The organism is Pseudomonas sp. NFPP02, from assembly GCF_900119355.1.
GTDB lineage: Bacteria > Pseudomonadota > Gammaproteobacteria > Pseudomonadales > Pseudomonadaceae > Aquipseudomonas > Aquipseudomonas paracarnis.
Window position 1 is genome coordinate 272,825 of sequence record NZ_FPJI01000007.1, and the last position, 17,303, is coordinate 290,127.

Annotated in this window: 15 protein-coding genes; 3 read left to right on the plus strand and 12 right to left on the minus strand. The window is 60.7% G+C overall.

The genetic code is table 11. The features are described from left to right. Positions 1-42: 42 nt before the first annotated feature. From BT204_RS14830 to BT204_RS14845, 4 genes are all read right to left on the minus strand, one after another. On the minus strand, positions 43-2,490 hold the full coding sequence (locus BT204_RS14830; RefSeq protein WP_072447253.1) for a dermonecrotic toxin domain-containing protein: 2,448 nt from the start codon (positions 2,488-2,490) through the stop codon (positions 43-45). A 113-nt stretch (positions 2,491-2,603) separates the two neighbouring features. Next, on the minus strand, positions 2,604-4,082 hold the full coding sequence (locus tag BT204_RS14835; RefSeq protein ID WP_054921533.1) for an N-acyl-D-amino-acid deacylase family protein: 1,479 nt from the start codon (positions 4,080-4,082) through the stop codon (positions 2,604-2,606). Position 4,083: 1 nt separating this feature from the next. Next, positions 4,084-4,944, minus strand: a complete 861-nt coding sequence (locus BT204_RS14840) for a MurR/RpiR family transcriptional regulator (protein ID WP_034128758.1) — start codon at positions 4,942-4,944, stop codon at positions 4,084-4,086. 20 nt (positions 4,945-4,964) lie between these two features. Beyond that, positions 4,965-6,368 (minus strand): GntT/GntP/DsdX family permease, encoded by a 1,404-nt coding sequence (locus tag BT204_RS14845; protein WP_057975041.1) that lies wholly within the window; start codon positions 6,366-6,368, stop codon positions 4,965-4,967. Positions 6,369-6,557: 189 nt separating this feature from the next. Here BT204_RS14845 and BT204_RS14850 point away from each other — a divergent pair, with 189 nt between their 5' ends. Further along, positions 6,558-6,932, plus strand: a complete 375-nt coding sequence (locus tag BT204_RS14850; RefSeq protein WP_054896984.1) for a lysozyme inhibitor LprI family protein — start codon at positions 6,558-6,560, stop codon at positions 6,930-6,932. 121 nt (positions 6,933-7,053) lie between these two features. Here BT204_RS14850 and BT204_RS14855 read toward each other — a convergent pair whose 3' ends face one another. From BT204_RS14855 to BT204_RS14870, 4 genes are all read right to left on the minus strand, one after another. Beyond that, positions 7,054-8,499 (minus strand): SulP family inorganic anion transporter, encoded by a 1,446-nt coding sequence (locus tag BT204_RS14855; protein WP_072447255.1) that lies wholly within the window; start codon positions 8,497-8,499, stop codon positions 7,054-7,056. 197 nt (positions 8,500-8,696) lie between these two features. After that, the gene (locus BT204_RS14860) at positions 8,697-9,590 is read right to left on the minus strand and encodes an NAD-dependent epimerase/dehydratase family protein (protein WP_072447257.1); all 894 of its coding nucleotides are present in this window, start codon (positions 9,588-9,590) and stop codon (positions 8,697-8,699) included. A 103-nt stretch (positions 9,591-9,693) separates the two neighbouring features. Continuing rightward, complete coding sequence (locus tag BT204_RS14865; protein ID WP_072447259.1) at positions 9,694-10,590, minus strand: LysR family transcriptional regulator; 897 nt, start codon at positions 10,588-10,590, stop codon at positions 9,694-9,696. A gap of 42 nt (positions 10,591-10,632) precedes the next feature. After that, positions 10,633-11,397 carry a sulfite exporter TauE/SafE family protein gene (locus BT204_RS14870; RefSeq protein WP_054896987.1) on the minus strand — a complete coding sequence of 255 codons (765 nt, stop codon included), beginning with the start codon at positions 11,395-11,397 and terminating at the stop codon, positions 10,633-10,635. A 185-nt stretch (positions 11,398-11,582) separates the two neighbouring features. Here BT204_RS14870 and BT204_RS14875 point away from each other — a divergent pair, with 185 nt between their 5' ends. Beyond that, positions 11,583-12,497: a LysR substrate-binding domain-containing protein gene (locus tag BT204_RS14875; RefSeq protein ID WP_072447261.1), complete on the plus strand. Its 915-nt coding sequence runs from the start codon at positions 11,583-11,585 to the stop codon at positions 12,495-12,497. A 15-nt stretch (positions 12,498-12,512) separates the two neighbouring features. Here BT204_RS14875 and BT204_RS14880 read toward each other — a convergent pair whose 3' ends face one another. Then, entirely contained in the window at positions 12,513-13,940 is a 1,428-nt protein-coding gene (locus BT204_RS14880; RefSeq protein ID WP_034128766.1) for an amino acid permease, read from the minus strand. 161 nt (positions 13,941-14,101) lie between these two features. Continuing rightward, complete coding sequence (gene kynU, locus BT204_RS14885; RefSeq protein WP_072447263.1) at positions 14,102-15,352, minus strand: kynureninase; 1,251 nt, start codon at positions 15,350-15,352, stop codon at positions 14,102-14,104. Positions 15,353-15,496: 144 nt separating this feature from the next. Between kynU and BT204_RS14890 the strand changes: the two genes are divergently transcribed. Further along, positions 15,497-15,970 (plus strand): Lrp/AsnC family transcriptional regulator, encoded by a 474-nt coding sequence (locus BT204_RS14890; protein WP_003176072.1) that lies wholly within the window; start codon positions 15,497-15,499, stop codon positions 15,968-15,970. 72 nt (positions 15,971-16,042) lie between these two features. On the opposite strand, the gene catA is transcribed toward BT204_RS14890, so the two are convergent. Together catA and catC are read right to left on the minus strand one after the other, a co-directional pair. Further along, positions 16,043-16,972 (minus strand): catechol 1,2-dioxygenase, encoded by a 930-nt coding sequence (catA, locus tag BT204_RS14895; protein ID WP_034128778.1) that lies wholly within the window; start codon positions 16,970-16,972, stop codon positions 16,043-16,045. 39 nt (positions 16,973-17,011) lie between these two features. Further along, entirely contained in the window at positions 17,012-17,302 is a 291-nt protein-coding gene (gene catC, locus BT204_RS14900) for a muconolactone Delta-isomerase (protein ID WP_054921514.1), read from the minus strand. Between the last annotated feature and the right edge of the window lies 1 nt (position 17,303).

Here is a 17,303-nt window from a genome sequence, read left to right on the forward strand (position 1 = left end):
GAGCGACCACCCTAGCTCAGCAAACGCTCAAAGTGAACACGCTCAATGATGGTGAATTTCCCTGATCCTTGCGCTCGACAGTTGATCATTGTCCACATGCACTTCATCGAACTCATAGGAACTTTCTTCAAACTGATTCAAGTGGCCCGACTTGCGCATCCGCTCGATGGTGCCAGGCGCCACACACTGGCGAGCCTCGACGAACTGCGGGTTTACCTCGATATTTTCGTTGAAAGAGACGACGGGAACACCGCGACTGTCGATTTCGTAAAGGTGGTACTTGCCGCCGAGTGCAGCATCACCAAAATGTATCGCCGCCGCCTTTGAGCGAGACGCCATCACGACATTGCCGTCCATCATTTTTGCAGGCCCGGAAAAGAAGTTTGAGTCCCGAAAACCATAATTTGCCGGATCACCGCGACGCTCTACGCGATCCGCCTTTTCGACGCGGTACAACTTGGGTATATCGGTACGTTCAATCATGCCTCGACTGTTGAAATACCCACCATCAGGCACCTGGACGCCGGCCTTGAACGGATTGACCTTGAGCACGTTGCTATCGTCGTACGGCTCGTAATCCCCGGAGGACGTGGCATCGGAAACCACCGAAGACGGCGACTCCTCATTCTCCGACAGTTCGTTTTCCGAGTCCTCGAGTTTGGGCTTCTTCGCCGTAGACGGGCCCTCCTCGACGATCTCATAACGGGGCTGCACTGAGGGACGCTTGGCCCCCCCTTGCAGGTAAATCTCCATGGATGGGTCCCACGCAGGATTCAACCCGTTTGCTGGTTTTTCGGGTAGCCGCGCAGGTTCGGTCGGACTCATCAGCACACCGATCTGCCCGTTCACGCGGCGATAGTTGAAAAACGGCTTTTGCGCCGTCGTCGGTTGAGCGCCGGACTCGACAGCGGGATCGGCCGTGGAAGGGCCGGCCTTGCCGAGGGCGTGAAAAAAAGCCATCGTCGCGACGTCCATCACAGCCGAATGCAGCCCATTCTTGCGCTCGGCCTGAGTGTCACCCTCCACGGCCTGGTCGATTTCCATTCCTACCTGTGCCGTGTAAGAGACGGCGCCAAGCGCCAGACCAATAGGCCCGAGCAAGGCCATGGGGATGGAGAATATTGCGTTGCCGGCTTGCAACAGAGCCAGTGCGTCGTCCTTGCGCACTTCGGCGTTGGATTTCATTTCGGTGTCTGCATCATTGTCGATGCGTTGGCGTGTCTGGCTGGCCATGAAGGAAAACACGTCCCCGCCGATTGGATAATTCAAAGTATCGATAACACTGTCATTCGCTGCCTGGGTGCCTGCACCCAGCTTGGCCAGGGTGACGTCCACGCCGTTGGCACTCAGGGCGCCAAACACGCCCTGCTGACGATCACGCAGCGAGAAATGTTCCTCCAGCACCTTGGCTTTGGCGGGGTCCTTGCTTTGTTCGAGCACCCACTGGTCCACGGCGGCTCGGTCCTTGAAAGTCTGGATCGCGGGTTTTGCGCCGGGGACATAGAGGGTTTCGGTACCACTCTTGGAGATGAAGCGCAGGATGTCATTGGACTTATAACCATTGATATCGAAGCAAAACACCCTGGTGTCCGGACCCGGCGTCGTCTGCGCCTGTAACTGGGCCTTGGACATCGGCCCCTCGAGCGGTACACCTGACGCCGCCGCTTTCATCACCTCGGCATAAGCCTGCGGGCTAAGGCCCTGGCTGGAGTCTTGTTGGTTGAGGGCGCGCGCGGCCCGGGCCTCCATCACGAACTGTTGCTTGGCCAGCATCCGCCACTCGTCGCCGTGCTGCATCCAAAAATTGTCCAGCCTGGTCATCACCTTTTTCTGCAGGTCCCCCTCACGCACCAGGTTCAACAGCTCGCTGGGCTTCATGCGCAGTTGGTTGCCGGCGTCGTAGGTGCCCCTTCCCGGCCCATCCAGGTACAGGCCATAGGCGGCGTCCAGATCACGCCAGGTCTCCACGGCGTTGGGCACGTCATCGTGAATTTTCGAGTAGAGGTATCCCGGCCCCGTCCGGTCGAAAATGAACTTGCCCAGCCGGCTGAAAAAATCCGGCACACTTTCGCTGTCCAGCAACGAAAACGGGCTGGTATTCGAAGACACGAAATGCGCCAGCGCCTGAGCCTTGCCGGCCGTGCCGTAGCGTTCCGCCGAGAAAAAATCACTGGCCACGGCATCGGTCAGCGTCATGGACGACTCGGGAACTCCGCGATGTTCCCACCCGGTCACGGCGCTGCCTGTGTGGGTACTGTTGGCAGGAGAAAACTGATGCAGGTATACCTTGTCGGGGTCGATCCATTGATTGGTCAGGTTCCAGACTTTTTCCTGGATCCAGCCTTTGATCGTGTCACGCGGAAAAGGGAACGCCGACATCGCATCGACGCCCTCATTCACCGCGGCGTCAGGCGACGTGACGGTAGATGAAATGACGGCGTTGCCGGCCCGGTTAGCGAGTTGGCTGGGGCTTACAGGCTGAGTGTTCATACAGGCTCTCCGTAATAAGACCTGCACATGCTAGAGAGCCGTCCTTTGCAATCAATTAGCTTTTTGTAAGCGCTGATTGGCCATATTCAGACACGCTATCGGGCCGAGCACTGTCAGATCGCATCCCGCGCACCAAGCTGAAAACCTCGGCGCAAATCACCGCTGCGCGCCAGAAAACGACCCGCACGCCGTGTGTTCGACTGCCCTTCGCTGTAGCTCAAGACGCCGTTTACCCACACACGCTCAATCCCTTCGGCCGCACGCTGAGGCGTCTTGAAATCCGCCATGTCACGCACCCGCGCAGGGTCGAAGAGCACCAGGTCAGCCCAGTGCCCCTCGCGAATTTCTCCTCTTTGGGCCAAGCCGAAACGCGCCGCCGACAGCCCGGTCATTTTGTGTATCGCCGTGTACAACGGGAACAATCCGACATCCCGGCTGAAATGCCCTAGCACCCGTGGGAAAGCGCCCCACAAGCGCGGATGAGGAAACGGATCTTCAGGCAACCCATCCGACCCCACCATCGACAATGGGTGCGCAAGAATGCGCCGTACATCCGCCTCATCCATGCCGTAGTACACCGCCCCCGCAGGTTGCAAACGGCGGGCGGCATCCATCAGCGAAACGCCCCACTCGGCGGCAATCTCCTGCAAATCACGCCCGCCCATTTGCGGGTGCGGTGTGGACCAAGTGATGGTGATGCGAAACGCGTCAGTCACCTGCTTGAGGTCCAGGGTCGAGGAGCTGGCGGCATAGGGGTAGCAATCACAACCCACCGGATGATCTTTTGCCGCTGCTTCCAGGGCCGCCAACAGCTGCGGGCTGCGCCCCCAGTTACCGGCACCGGCGCATTTAAGGTGGGAAATGATCACCGGCACCCTGGCGTGTCGACCGATCAGAAACGCCTCATCCATTGCTTCCAGCACTGGCTCGAACTCACTGCGCAAATGCGTGGTGTACACCGCGCCGTAGGCCGTCAGCTCCTCAACGAGCTGCAGCACTTCATCGGTCTTGGCGTTGAAGGCGCTGGCATAGGCCAGGCCTGTGGATAACCCCAGGGCACCGGCCTCCAGGCTCTCTTGCAACTGCACGCGCATGGCCGCGATTTCATACGGTGTGGCGGTGCGATGCAGGTCGTCCATATGGTTGCTGCGCAGCGCCGTGTGACCGATCAATGCCGCGACGTTCACTGCCGGATGGGCGCCCTGCACCGCGTTGCGATAATCGCTGAACCGCGGATAACAGAACTGCTCACGGTTGCCCAATAAGTTCATCGGGTCCGGCGGGTCGCTGCGCAAACTCACCGGCGAAGCGCTGATACCACAGTTGCCGACAATCACCGTGGTCACGCCCTGGCTGAGCTTGGGCAGCATCTGCGGCTGGCGAATCACTACCGTGTCGTCGTGGGTGTGCACGTCGATAAAACCCGGTGCCAATACCCGGCCATGGCCGTCGATGATCTGCTCGGCCTGGGCTGTGGACAAGTCGCCAATCGTACGGATGCGCCCTGCCTGCACGCCCACATCGGCGACATACCCTGGGGTGTTACTGCCATCGATGATCAGCGCCTGGCGAATCAGCGTGTCGTACTTCATATCAATCTCCAAGCGGCAGGCTACCAGGGCCGCCGCGGTAATCGTCCAGCGCCAGTTTGATCCGGCGCAGGCGTTCCTGGTTGTCGTCCGGCAGGGCCAGCGCCAACTCGGTGGCGAGCAGGTCGATAGCCAGCAGCATGCCGTAGCGGGCCGCAGTGGGCTTGTAGATAAAACTGGTTTCCGCCGATTGCAGCGGCAGCACGACATCCGCCAACTGCGCCAGCGGCGAATCGGCAAGGGTGATGGCAATGATCCGCGCGTCGTAGTTGCGCGCCAGCGTCACTACCTCCAGTAACTCCGGGGTCAGGCCCGTGAGTGAGCAGGCGATCACGGCATGTTCGGGCCCCAGGGTCGCCGCCGTGACACGCATCATCACAGGGTCGTGGCTGGCGGCAATCGGATAGCCCAGACGCACCAGGCGCACCTGCAACTCATCGCTGCACAGGCTCGACGGCCCGCCCATGCCGAACGCATGGATCATCCGAGCCTTGCCCAACAGCTTGACCGCATCGCCAAAGCTGCGCTGATTGAAGCCCGAAAGGTGCTGACGCAACGTCGCCTCGATATCCCCCAGAATCTGCCGATGAAACGCTGACTGTTCTGGCTTGCCCGCCGGGTCCAGGAAGCGGCTGCCCACGCCGCTGGCCTGGGCCAACTGCAGGCGCAAATCGCGCAAGTCACGGCAGCCCACGCTGCGGGCGAAGCGTGACAAGGTGGCGGTACTCACCTCAGCCCGTTGCGACAGTTCCTCCAGGCTGGCGGACGCGGCAAAGCCCACATCCTCAAGCATCAGCTTGGCAATACGCCCTTCGCCGGCACTGAAAGTGTCCTGGCGGGCGCGGATCTGATAGAGGATGTCCATGGGGGCTCCGGGTTACAGGCTCATAACACAAGGGACAGACCGTAGGTCAGGCCGAAGGCGACCAGCGAAATCAGGGTCTCGAGTACGGTCCAGGTCTTGAAGGTCTGGATGACCGTCATATTGAAGTATTCCTTGATCAGCCAGAAGCCGCCGTCGTTCACGTGGGAAAAGATCACCGAGCCTGCACCGGTCGCCAACACCAGCAATTCAGGGTGTGGATAACCCAGGCCCAAGGCGACCGGCGCGACCACCCCGGACGCGGTGGTCATGGCCACCGTGGCCGAGCCGGTGGCGACACGCATCAACGCGGCGAACAGCCAGCCCATCACCAGCGGCGACAACTGGAACGCATGGGCCAGGCCAAGGATTTCATGAGTAACACCAGCGTCCACCAGGATGCGATTCAAACCACCGCCCGCGCCCACCAGCAAGGTAATGCTGGCGGTCGGCGCCAGACATTCGTTGGTGAACTTGAGAATCGACTCGCGGTTGAAGCCCTGGGCCAGGCCCAAGGTCCAGAAACTCACCAGGGTCGCCACCAACAGGGCGATCACCGAGTTGCCGATAAACAACAGGAACTGGTTGAAACCGCTGCCCGGCGTAGAAATCACGTTGGCCCAGCCGCCGATCATCATCAGCACCACCGGCAACAGGATGGTGCCCATGGTCAGCGTAAAGCTGGGCAGGCGTGTACGCGGTTCACGCTCGATGAACTGGCGCTCCAGCGGGTTTTGCGCCGGCAAATGGATGTGCGGCACGATGAACTTGGCGTAGACGGGACCCGCGATGATCGCCGTGGGGATACCAATCAAAATCGCATACAGCACCGTCTGCCCGACCGAGGCGTTATAGGCCAGCACCGCCATCATTGCCGCCGGGTGCGGCGGCACCAACGCATGCACCACCGACAGGCCGGCGACCATCGGCAGCCCGACCATCAGGATCGACACGCCCACGCGCCGCGCCACGGTAAAGGCAATCGGCACCAGCAACACAAAGCCGACCTCGAAAAACAGCGGCAGCCCCACCAGAAACGCAATACACACCATCGCCCAGTGGGCATTGCGCTCACCGAAGCGGTTGATCAGCGTGCGCGCCACCTGTTCGGCGCCGCCCGACTCGGCCATCATCTTGCCGAGCATGGTGCCCAGCGCCACCACCAGGGCGATATGCCCCAGGGTCTTGCCGACACCCGCCTCGTACGAGCCCATGATGGTGTCCGCCGGCATCCCGGCCATCAGCGCCAGGCCGATGGACACCAGGGTAATCACGATAAAGGGGTTGAGTCGGTAGCGTGCGATCAGCACGATCAATGCAATGATGGCGATGGCAGCGTATGCCAACAGCCCGAAGCCCGGTGATGCGGCCATGCGGTACTCCTCGGAAAGGGTCACGTCGAATTGGTTGTGAAACTCATAAATCATTCCCGAGGAGCATTTTCAATTTTCATGAAAGTAATTTTCGCCCACGGATAAGCGCTGTCGCTTGGGGATATGCCCGACATGGGTGGATGAAAATTCGGGGGGTGTTCTTACATGAAGATCAGAGAAGGCGGAAACTCAGTCGCTGCCCTTGAGTCATAGAATGCGCATCCATTGCCCAGGAACCCGCTCATGATTCGCACCACAATTGCCGCCAGCGTCCTGCTCTTGTGCAGCAGCGCTTATGCCGCCGACAACCCTGCCTTGAAAAAATGCATGGACAGCGCCAATACCACCGCCGACATGGTCAATTGCAACGCCCGGCAAACCAAGGTGCAGGACGACCGCCTGAACCGCGCCTACAAAACCGCCCTCGCCGCCCAGGAAGGGCCGCGCAAACAGCAACTGCAAGACGTGCAGCGCCTGTGGATCAAATACCGCGACGCCAACTGCGCCTTCGCAGGCAGCGCCACCGGCGGCACGATTGATCAGGTAAACGGCTCAGGCTGCGTGCTGGACATGACCCAGACCCGCGCCCAGGAGCTGGAAGACCTGGTCGGCCCGTAACTGCTACAGCTCCACCCCTGTGGCGAGGGAGCTTGCTCCCGCTGGGCTGCGCAGCGGCCCCAAAATCCTGGGCGCGCTTCGCACGCCAGCGGGAGCAAGCTCCCTCGCCACAGGGGCTCAATCAGTCGTGATGAACCTTGGCGCGCTTGAGCAGTTTTTTGCAGCGCTCGGATAAATGCAGCACCCGCAGGTGCTTGCCAGCCTTGGTGTAGCGCTCGCGCAGGGTCATCAGGGCGGCAATCGCCGAATAGTCGACAAAGCTCAGGTGACGGCAATCCAGTGTGACCTGGGCCGGGTCGTTGGCCGGGTCGAACTGATTCAAAAACGGCGTGGTCGAGGCGAAGAACAACGTGCCATGCAGCCGATAGAGCTTGCTGCCATCGGCCTCAAGGTGTTCATCGGCGTACAGTTCCCGCGCCTGCTGCCAGGCGAAGTTCAGCGCGGCGATGACGATACCGCACAGTACGGCGGTGGCCAGGTCGGTGAACACCGTAATGATCGTAACCGCCATGATCACCAGCACATCATTGAGCGGCACCTTGTTGATCACCCTCAACGATGCCCAGGCGAAGGTCTGTTGCGACACCACGAACATCACGCCCACCAACGCCGCCAGCGGGATCCGCTCGATCAGTGGCGACAGGAACAGAATGAACAACAGAATCATCACCCCGGCAAATACCCCGGAGAAACGCCCACGCCCGCCGGAGCTGAGGTTGATCACGGTTTGCCCGATCATCGCGCAACCACCCATGCCGCCAAACACGCCCGAGACCATATTCGCCGCGCCCAGGGCCACGCTTTCGCGGTCAGGATAACCACGGGTCTCGGTGATTTCGTCGGTGAGGTTGAGGGTCAGCAAGGTTTCCAACAGGCCAACCATCGCCATCAAAAACGCGTAGGGCGCGATGATGCCGAGGGTTTCCAGGGTCCAGGGGATCTGCGGCAGGGCGAAAGTCGGCAAGCCACCGGCGATGTGCGCCATATCGCCCAAGGTGCGCGTCGGCAGGCCAAGCAGGTACACCGCCAGGCCCACACCCAGAATCGCCACCAGCGCTGGCGGTACGGCACGGGTCAGGCGGGGCAACAGATACACAATGGCCATGGTCGCCGCCACCAGCCCGGCCATCACGTACAGCGGCGTGCCGCTGAGCCAGGTTTCACCGCTCTTGAAATGCTCCAGTTGCGCCAGCGCAATGATGATCGCCAGGCCGTTGACGAAGCCGAGCATCACCGAATGCGGCACCATGCGCACCAGCTTGCCCAGGCGCAGCAGGCCGAAAGCGACCATGATCAACCCGCCCAGCAGTACCGTCGCCAGCAAATACTCCACGCCGTGTTGCACCACCAGCGCGACGATCACCACCGCCATCGAACCGGCGGCGCCCGAGACCATGCCCGGGCGGCCGCCGAACAACGCGGTGAGGGTACAAATGATGAAAGCACCGTAGAGGCCCATCAGCGGGTTGAGATGAGCCACCAGCGCAAAGGCGATGCATTCGGGCAGCAAGGCGAAAGACGTGGTGAGGCCGGCCAGGGCGTCGGCGCGCAGACGGGTGAGGTTCATGGAGTACCAGGGAATTGCGGGGGATTAGGCGGGGGATGGTACGGAATTGCGGCGGGTGGGGCTAGTGAAGTGTCAGGTCCGATACACCGAGTCTCCCCTTTCGCGAGCAAGCCAGCTCCCACATTTGGATCTGTGAATAGATTCAAATGTGGGAGCTGGCTTGCTCGCGAAGGCCGCACCGCGGTGCTAAGCGAACATCACACCATCTCGTCGCGAATCCACTCCACCACCGAAGTACGCTTGGGCACCCAACCCAACAGCTCACGAGCGTGCTTGCCGCGCACTCGGCTATTGGAGCCCAAGCCATAGTTGGCCATTTCATACCCCCACTCGGCCTCAGCCTCGGCCAATGACCAATCCTGTGGTTTACCCAGGTTCAGCGCTTGGGCAATCGCCGTGGTCATGTCGATGAATGCTGCTTCGCTGCTTTCCACAAAGTAGAACGTACCCGGGACGTTTTTGGTCAGCGCCAGCAGATACAGGGCGACCACATCTTCAATATGCACGTTGGACCAGATGTTCTGCCCGCTGCCCACATGGCGCACTACCCCGCTTTTGCGCGCCTGCTTGAGCAAGCGTGGCAATTGCACGCTGTCACGCTTTACGCCCAGGCTGTGGCCGTAGATCAGGGTGTTGCAGATCACCGCCGAATTCACACCGTCATTGGCCGCCGCAAGGATCAGGTTGTCGATCGCCACGCGTGCGGCCTTGTCGACGGTCGGCTCTGGCAGGTTGTCTTCAAAGTAGATGACTTCACTGGCCTTGCCGCCCGACGCATCGCCGACGATGCTCGAACCGCTGGTGTGCAGGAACGGCTTGTTTGAGCCTTTCAAGGCAGCCAGCAAGGTTTCTACGGCACCGCGATGGTCGCTGCTGGCGGCGTTGATCACCGCATCGGCCTTCTGCGCCTGCTCGGTCAATACCGCTGCGTCGTCGAGGGTGCCGATCACCGGCGTGATGCCCAGGGCAGTCATTTCGGCGGCTTGCTCGGCGCTGCGCACGAGGCCGGTGACGTGATGGCCGGCGTTGACCAGGCCGGTGGCGATCGAACCGCCGATAAACCCTGCTGCACCGGTAACGAATACATTCATGGAGGTTGCTCCTGACTGGGTAAGTGATGCGCCCAGTATCCAGCCCCCACTACTGCCGAATAAGCCCGTGCGGCCCAATTCACTCTTGCGCTCAGGTCACGAATCAGCGCGCATACCGCGCCAGCTTGGCCTGAATAAAGTCCAGGAAGCACTGGATGCGCAGTGCCAATTGCGAGTTGCGATAGAACACCGCGTGGATCGGCTGGCGATAACCGCTGTTGAATACCTCCAATATGGGCACCAGACGGCCGGCGTCGATGTCATCGACGGTCATGAAATTCGACAGGCAACAAATGCCCTGCCCCTGCAGCGCCAAATGACGCAGGGTTTCGCCACTGGACGCGCTGACGCCGGGCTGAATCAGCCAGCGGTCACCTTCGCCGTGACGCAGCGGCCAGTGGTTGAGGGTCTCGGTGTGGGTGAAGCCCAGCAAGGTATGATCAGCCAACTCGGCAACGGTCGTCGGCGTGCCGTATTGCTTGAGGTATCCGGGGCTGGCCAGAACATGGAGCGGCGTGCTGCCCAGGAAACGCGCATGCAGGGTCGAGTCGGCAAGGGCGCCGATGCGAATGGCGATGTCGGTGCTTTGCTCCAGCAGGTCGATGATCAAATCATCGCTGTTGAGCTCCAACTGGATATCCGGGTAAAGGCTGCGAAATTCGGCGATATACGGCACGACCCCATGCAGCATGAACGGCACGGCGGCATTGATACGCAGGCGGCCGGCCGGTTTTTTCTGGCGCGATGACAGGCGCTCTTCCAGCTCATCCATCTGCGCCAGGATCAGCTTGGCCTGCTCGAAGAAGTACTTGCCCTCCTCGGTCAGGTCCATGCGCCGCGTGGTGCGGTTGATCAAGGTGGTGTCGAGTTTGGCTTCCAGGCGCGACAAGGTACGGCTGACTGCCGATGGCGTTTGCCCGACCTTTTCGGCGGCGGCGGAAATCGAGCCGCATTCAATCACGCTGACGAAGATCTGTAGCTCATCGGAACGGGCTTTCACGGGCGGTCCTTGATTTGTCGGCTGACACAGGCACGGCCATTATTAACCAGCCAGCAACAAATGGCCTCCCAGCAACGCCATGCCGGTGAAAAATCCACGTTTGAACCACAGCGCACTGATGCGTCGGCGCACCACCTGACCCAGCCACATCCCCAGCAATGCCGGCACCAACGCCAGCAATGACGCGCCCATTTCACCGCCGCCCAGTGCCCCGCGCCAGGCCAGCCCGGCGGCAAGTGCCAACGTCGACACGGTGAACGACAGCCCCAGCGCCTGCACCAACTGATCACGGCTCAAGCCCAGCGCCTGCAGGTACGGCACCGCCGGGATCACGAAGACACCGGTGGCCGAGGTGATGATGCCGGTGATCACCCCGCACAAGGGGCCCAGCCAACGCTCGGTTCGGGGCGCGACCTTGAAGGTTGGCAGGAATAACCCGCTCAGCGCATACACCAGTAAAGCCGCGCCCAGGGCACGCACCACCCAAGGTCCGCTACCCATGCCCAGCCACAAGGTGCCCAGCCCGGTGCCGAGGAAGATCAGCAACAGCATCGACCACAGGCGTTTGAGCAAGGCACCCAAGTGCCCGCCAAAGGACAGTTGCCAGAGGTTGGTCACCGTCGAAGGAATGATCAGCAATACCGCAGCCTGCGCCGGCAGCATAGCCAGGCCAAGCATACCCATGGCTACAGTGGGCAAGCCCAGGCCGATGACGCCCTTCACCGTACCGGCCAGCAGGAAGGTGGTGATGACCAGCGCTGTCAGGGCGGGGCCGAGGTTTTGGTAGAACGCGAGGAAGGTATTCATGCACCGATTGTGCAGGGCTGGAGAGTGGCTGAAAATTCGCCATATACTGAGGTAGCCTCTTGTTTTGTGTGAGGCTGATGACGCTATCGCAGGCAAGCCAGCTCCCACATTTGGAATTGTGAATACATTCAAGTGTGGGAGCTGGCTTGCCTGCGATGAGGCCCTTCCAGTCCCTGGGAAACTTCATGCACTTTGACCTCATCGACCTGCGCCTCTACCTGCACATCCTGGACACCGGCAATATCACCGCCGGCGCGGCCCGCAGCCACCTGTCCCTGGCTGCCGCCAGCGCACGCATCCGAGCCATGGAGTCTTCACTGGGCATCGCGTTTCTCGAGCGCGGCCGCCGTGGCGTGACCCCGACACCCGCGGGCAAAGCCCTGGCGCGGCATGCCCGCCTGCTGTTGCAGCAGGCCGACCATCTGCAGCAAGACCTGGCCGAATACGCCAATGGCGTCAAAGGCCAGGTACGCCTGCTGTGCAATACCACCGCTCTCAGCGAGTACCTGCCTGAACTGCTTGCGCAGTTTTTGCGCGAGCACCCCAACCTCGATATCGACCTGCAAGAATTGCCCAGCCTGCGCATCACACACGCCTTGCGCCAGGGTACGGCGGACCTGGGGATTATTTCCGATGCGGTAGACACCCACGGCTTGCAGACCCTGGCGTTTCGCGACGACCCGCTGGTGCTGATCATGCCCCTGGACCACCCGTTGACCAGCGCGAGTTTTATCGAGAGCTTGCAATACGACTACGTGGGCCTGGCGGCCAACAGCGCGTTGGCGGTTTACCTGGAAGAACAGGCACTGCACGCGGGCTTTCGCTTGCAGACGCGCATTCGCGCCGACGGTTTTGATGGGGTGATTCGCATGGTCGCCGGCGGCGCGGGCCTGGGCATCGTGCCTCAGGCCGCCTTGGACCGTTGGCCACCTGCACGGCGCTTCAAAGCCCACCCCCTGCAAGAAGAATGGGCCTGCCGCAAACTGTTGTTATGCGCACGCTCGTTCGAGCAACTGCCCGGTTACGTCAGCACATTACTCGCTGCGCTCACCGCCCCCCCTTGTAGGAGCGAGCTCGCTCGCGAAGATCGCCAACGATAACGCGAGCTATCAGGTTTAACGCGGCGCTCTCGGGTTCTTCGCGAGCAAGCTCGCTCCTACAGATGATGCGCGTTTGTGGAAGAAGGTGTAGTAAACCGCCGACAAGATCAGCAGGAACGGCACGCCAAACACCAACGTCATCTTGAAGGCGTCGGTGAAATAGGTAGTGATCATCACCGCCCCCATCAGCACCAACCCCAGCAACGTGCTGTAGGGAAACAGGCGCAACTGGAACGACAACTTCGCCCCGCCATGACGCTTGCGATAGCGGCGGAAAAACAGGTGAGTGAGGAAGATCATGAACCAGGTGAAGATTGCGCCAAACATCGAGATCGCCATCATCAGGGTGAACGAGCTTTCCGGGTACACCACGTTGAGCAACGTCGCCAGGGCAATGCCCGAACTGGACAGCAGCAATGCGTTGAGCGGGATGCCGTTCTTGCTCAGCGCGCCCATGGACTTGGGCGCAAAACCAGCGCGCGACAGGCTGAACATCATGCGCGTGGTGATGTAGAGCTGACTGTTCATGGCCGACAGCGCCGCGATCAGGATCACGAAATTCATCACCCCGGTGGCACCGGGAATGCCGATGGTCTGCATCACTGTGACAAACGGGCTCTGGGCCTGGCCGGCCTGGTTCCACGGTACGATGGCGAGCATCAGCGCCAGGGTCAGCAGATAGAACACCACCAGCCGCACGATGGTAGCGCGGAAGGCTTTCTTCACTGCCTGCTCCGGGTCGGCGGCTTCACCGGCGGCCACGGCGATCATCTCGACACTGAGGTAGCTGAAGATCGACACGATCACCGCGATCCACATGCCACTCAAGCCATGGGGGAAAAAGCCGTCGTGGGCCGTGTAGTTCTGCACCCCGTAGTCAGGGTTACCGGAGCCGAACACCACATACACCGCCAGGATGATGAAACCGACAATGGCGCTGATCTTGATCGTCGAGAACCAGTATTCGAAGTTGCCGAAGGTCTTCACGCTGATCGCATTGAGCAGGATCAGCACACTGGAAAACGACACGATCCACACCCACTCCGGCACGTTGGCGAACCAGTACTTCATGTACATAGCCACCGCCGTGACCTCGGCCCCCACCGCCAGCACAATCGCCGCCCAGTAGGCATAGCGCACCAGGAACCCGGCCAACGGGCTGATGTAGAACTCGGCGTAAGCGCCAAAGGAGCCGGAGGTGGAATGGGCCACCGTCATCTCCGCCAGGCAGCCCATCAGCAGCAAGGTGATCAAAGCGCCGATGGCGTAGCTCACCAGCACGCTCGGCCCGGCATAACCGATGGCGTAGGCGCTGCCCATGAACAGCCCGGTGCCGATGGCGCCACCGATGGCGATCATGCTCATCTGGCCGGAAGTGAGCTGGCGCCTCAGGCCCAGTTCACGGTGGGTAATCTCTGCAAAGCCGTTGTCTGGCGTGGTCACTGGTGTGCCCCTTTATTATTGTGATTGCACAGTAAGCGCTTGTTTTCTGTAGGAGCGAGCTTGCTCGCGAAAAACCTGAGAACGCCGCGTGCATTCAGCATTCGCGCGTTATTGTTGACGATCTTCGCGAGCAAGCTCGCTCCTACAGTGGGTTTGTGTTGTTACGTGACGCTGTTGCGCACTTTGAATTGCGCCTGGTCCCACGTGCGCTTGTCGAGTATTTCACCGAGAATTTCCACGGCGTCCCACACCTCGGTAAAGCTGGTATACAACGGCGTGAAACCAAAGCGCATGATCCGCGGTTCGCGGTAATCGCCGATCACGCCTCGGGCGATCAGGGCCTGAATCACTGCATAGCCTTCAGGATGTTCGAAGCTCACATGGCTGCCGCGCCGGGCGTGTTCACGCGGGGTGATCAGTTCCAGGCCGTGGGCGGCGCAGCGGCTTTCGACCAAGGCGATAAACAGGTCGGTCAATGCCAGGGATTTGCTGCGCAGGCTGGCCATGTCGGTCTGGGCAAAAATATCCAGGCCGCATTCCACCATGGCCAACGACGTGATGGGTTGGGTGCCGCACAGGTAGCGCGCGATACCGGCGCTGGGGGCGTAGCTCGATTCCATGGCGAACTGCCGGGTATGCCCGAACCAACCCGATAACGGCTGGCGCACCACATCCACCAACGCCGGGTTGACCCACACAAACGCCTGGGAGCCCGGTCCGCCGTTGAGGTATTTGTAGGTGCAGCCAATCGCATAATCCGCATTGGCCTGATGCAGGTCGACAGGCACCGCGCCCGCCGAATGCGCCAGGTCCCAGATGCTCAGCGCGCCGCACTCGTGGCTCAGCGCGGTCAGGGCCGCCATGTCGTACATATAGCCGGTCTTGTAGTTGACGTGGGTGAGCATCACCACCGCCACGTCCGCATCGATAGCCTGGGGAAGTTCCGCCGGGCTGTTCACCAGGCGCAAGGAATAGCCTTGTTGCAGCAATTCGGCCAAGCCTTCGGCGATGTACAAGTCGGTGGGAAAGTTGCTCGCTTCGCTGACGATGACCTTGCGCGCAGGTGTACGTTGGCGCTGCACACTCAAGGCGGCGCTGAGCACTTTGAACAGGTTGATCGAGGTGGTATCGGTGATCACCACCTCGCCCTCACGCGCACCAATCAATGGCGCCAGGCGATTGCCCAGGCGAAGAGACAAATCCGCCCAGCCGGCGCTGTTCCAGCTACGAATCAAGCCATTGCCCCACTCCTCGGCGATCACCTGTTGTGCTCGTTCCAGCGCCGCCACCGGGCGAGCGCCGAGGGAGTTGCCATCGAGGTAGATCACGCTTTCGGGCAAGGCGAATTGGGCACGCAGGCGGGCCAACGGGTCCTGGGCGTCGAGGGCTTGGCAATGGCTTCGAGTGGTCATGGGTCGTCCTGGTTTTTATAAGTGAGGATGGACCAAATAATGAACGAACTTTTAGAGAATTTTCGTGCAAAGTGGTGGGCAAACGTCTATTTAAGCTGTAGAAAATTCGAATTTAACCTCCAAACACGCGGATATCTTCCAAGCATGATTCTCGACGCCACCGACCTGCGCCTCCTGCATTTCCTGCAACAGGACGGCCGCATCAGCAACCAGGAACTGGCGGAAAAAGTCGCGTTGTCGCCGTCCGCATGCCTGCGCCGTTTGCGCCTGCTGGAGAGCGAGGGAATCATCAGCGGTTACCGCGCGGTGCTGAACGCCGAGCAGCTAGGAATCGAGCTGGAAGCCATCGTGCATCTGTCGTTGCGCCAGGATGTGGAGGACTGGCATGAGACGTTCATCAAGAAGGTGCAAGGCTGGCCGGAGGTGGCGAGCGCCTATGTGATCACCGGCGCCAGCAACTATGTGCTGCGGGTGCAGGCGCGCAACCTCAAGCACTTTTCGGACTTTATCGTGAACCACCTGAACCGCACGGCGGGGGTGATGGATATCCGCTCGGAGATAGTGCTGCAGAAGATCAAAGACCGGGATGAGGTGTTGGACCTGGTCGTGCGCAAATAACTAGATCACCAAAAAACCAATGTGGGAGCTCCCTAGCCACTGCAAGCCAGCTCCCACAGTTGACCGAGTTGATCAGTCTTCCAGAGCACGGACTCGTTGCATGCGCTGCTGCTCTATTGGCGCATCCGCCACCTGCAACTCAAAGTCAAAATCAATCTGCGCAAACCGCCCTTGCACGCCAAATTCGCGCGCCAGTTGCGGATCGTCGCTGAAGCGAATCTCGGCAATCAGTTCATCCCGGGTGGCATAGGCAAAGTCATCATGCAGGTACGGGTCATCCGACAGGTTGATCTGCGTGGTCAGGTGCCGGTGCCCCGGCGCCGAGATGAAGAAGTGGATATGCGCCGGCCGTTGCCCGTGGCGACCCAGTTGGTCGAGCAACTGTTGCGTCGGCCCGCTCGGTGGGCAGCCGTAGCCTGAAGGTACGATGCTGCGAAAACGGTAGTTGCCCTGGGCGTCGGTCTCGATGCGCCGACGCAGGTTGAATTCCGATTGCGCCGGGTCGAACCACGAATAGGTCCCGCCCGTGTTGGCCTGCCACACATCGACAATCGCTCCTGCCAACGGCTTGCCCTCGGTGTCGCGTACTTGCCCGCGCATGAACAACGGCACCGCGTCGTCCTTGCCGTCATCCAGCCGTGCCTCGTACTTGGACAGCGGCGCACCGGCCACGTACAACGGGCCTTCGATGGTGCGCGGCGTGCCGCCAGACTTGCCGGCCTCCTCGTCGGCGGCATCCATCAACAGGTCCAGGTAATGCTCCAGGCCCAAGCCGGCGGCAAGCAGGCCGGCCTCCTGGTTTTTGCCCAGTTCATTGAGGTAGTTGACCGCCTTCCAGAATTCTTCCGGGGTCACTTCCAGGTCTTCGATGATGTTCACGGTGTCACGCAGGATCCGATAGATCAGCGCCTTGGTGCGCGGGTTGCCCGCGTCATTGAGATTACCGCTGGCTTCTTCGAGAAACTGTTGGGCGTGGGCAGTCTGGGACAGGCGGATGGACATGGTGCATTCCTCATCTTGTAGTTATAGGTGGAAGCCGGCTCAGCGGTCGTCCGCATGGATCGACGACGGATGGCGGCACAGCGCGTTCACTTCGATGGCCATGTAGGGGAACAACGGCAGTTGCATCAGCAGGTCGTGCAGCTCCTGCACGCTGTCGACATCGAACACGCTGTAGTTGGCGTAATGCCCGGCGATGCGCCACAGGTGGCGCCATTTGCCCTCCTCTTGCAGGCGCTGAGCCAAGGCTTTCTCCTCGGCCTTGAGGCTGGCGGCACGCTCGGGGTGCATGTCGAGGGGCAGGTTCACGGTCATTTTTACGTGGAACAACATG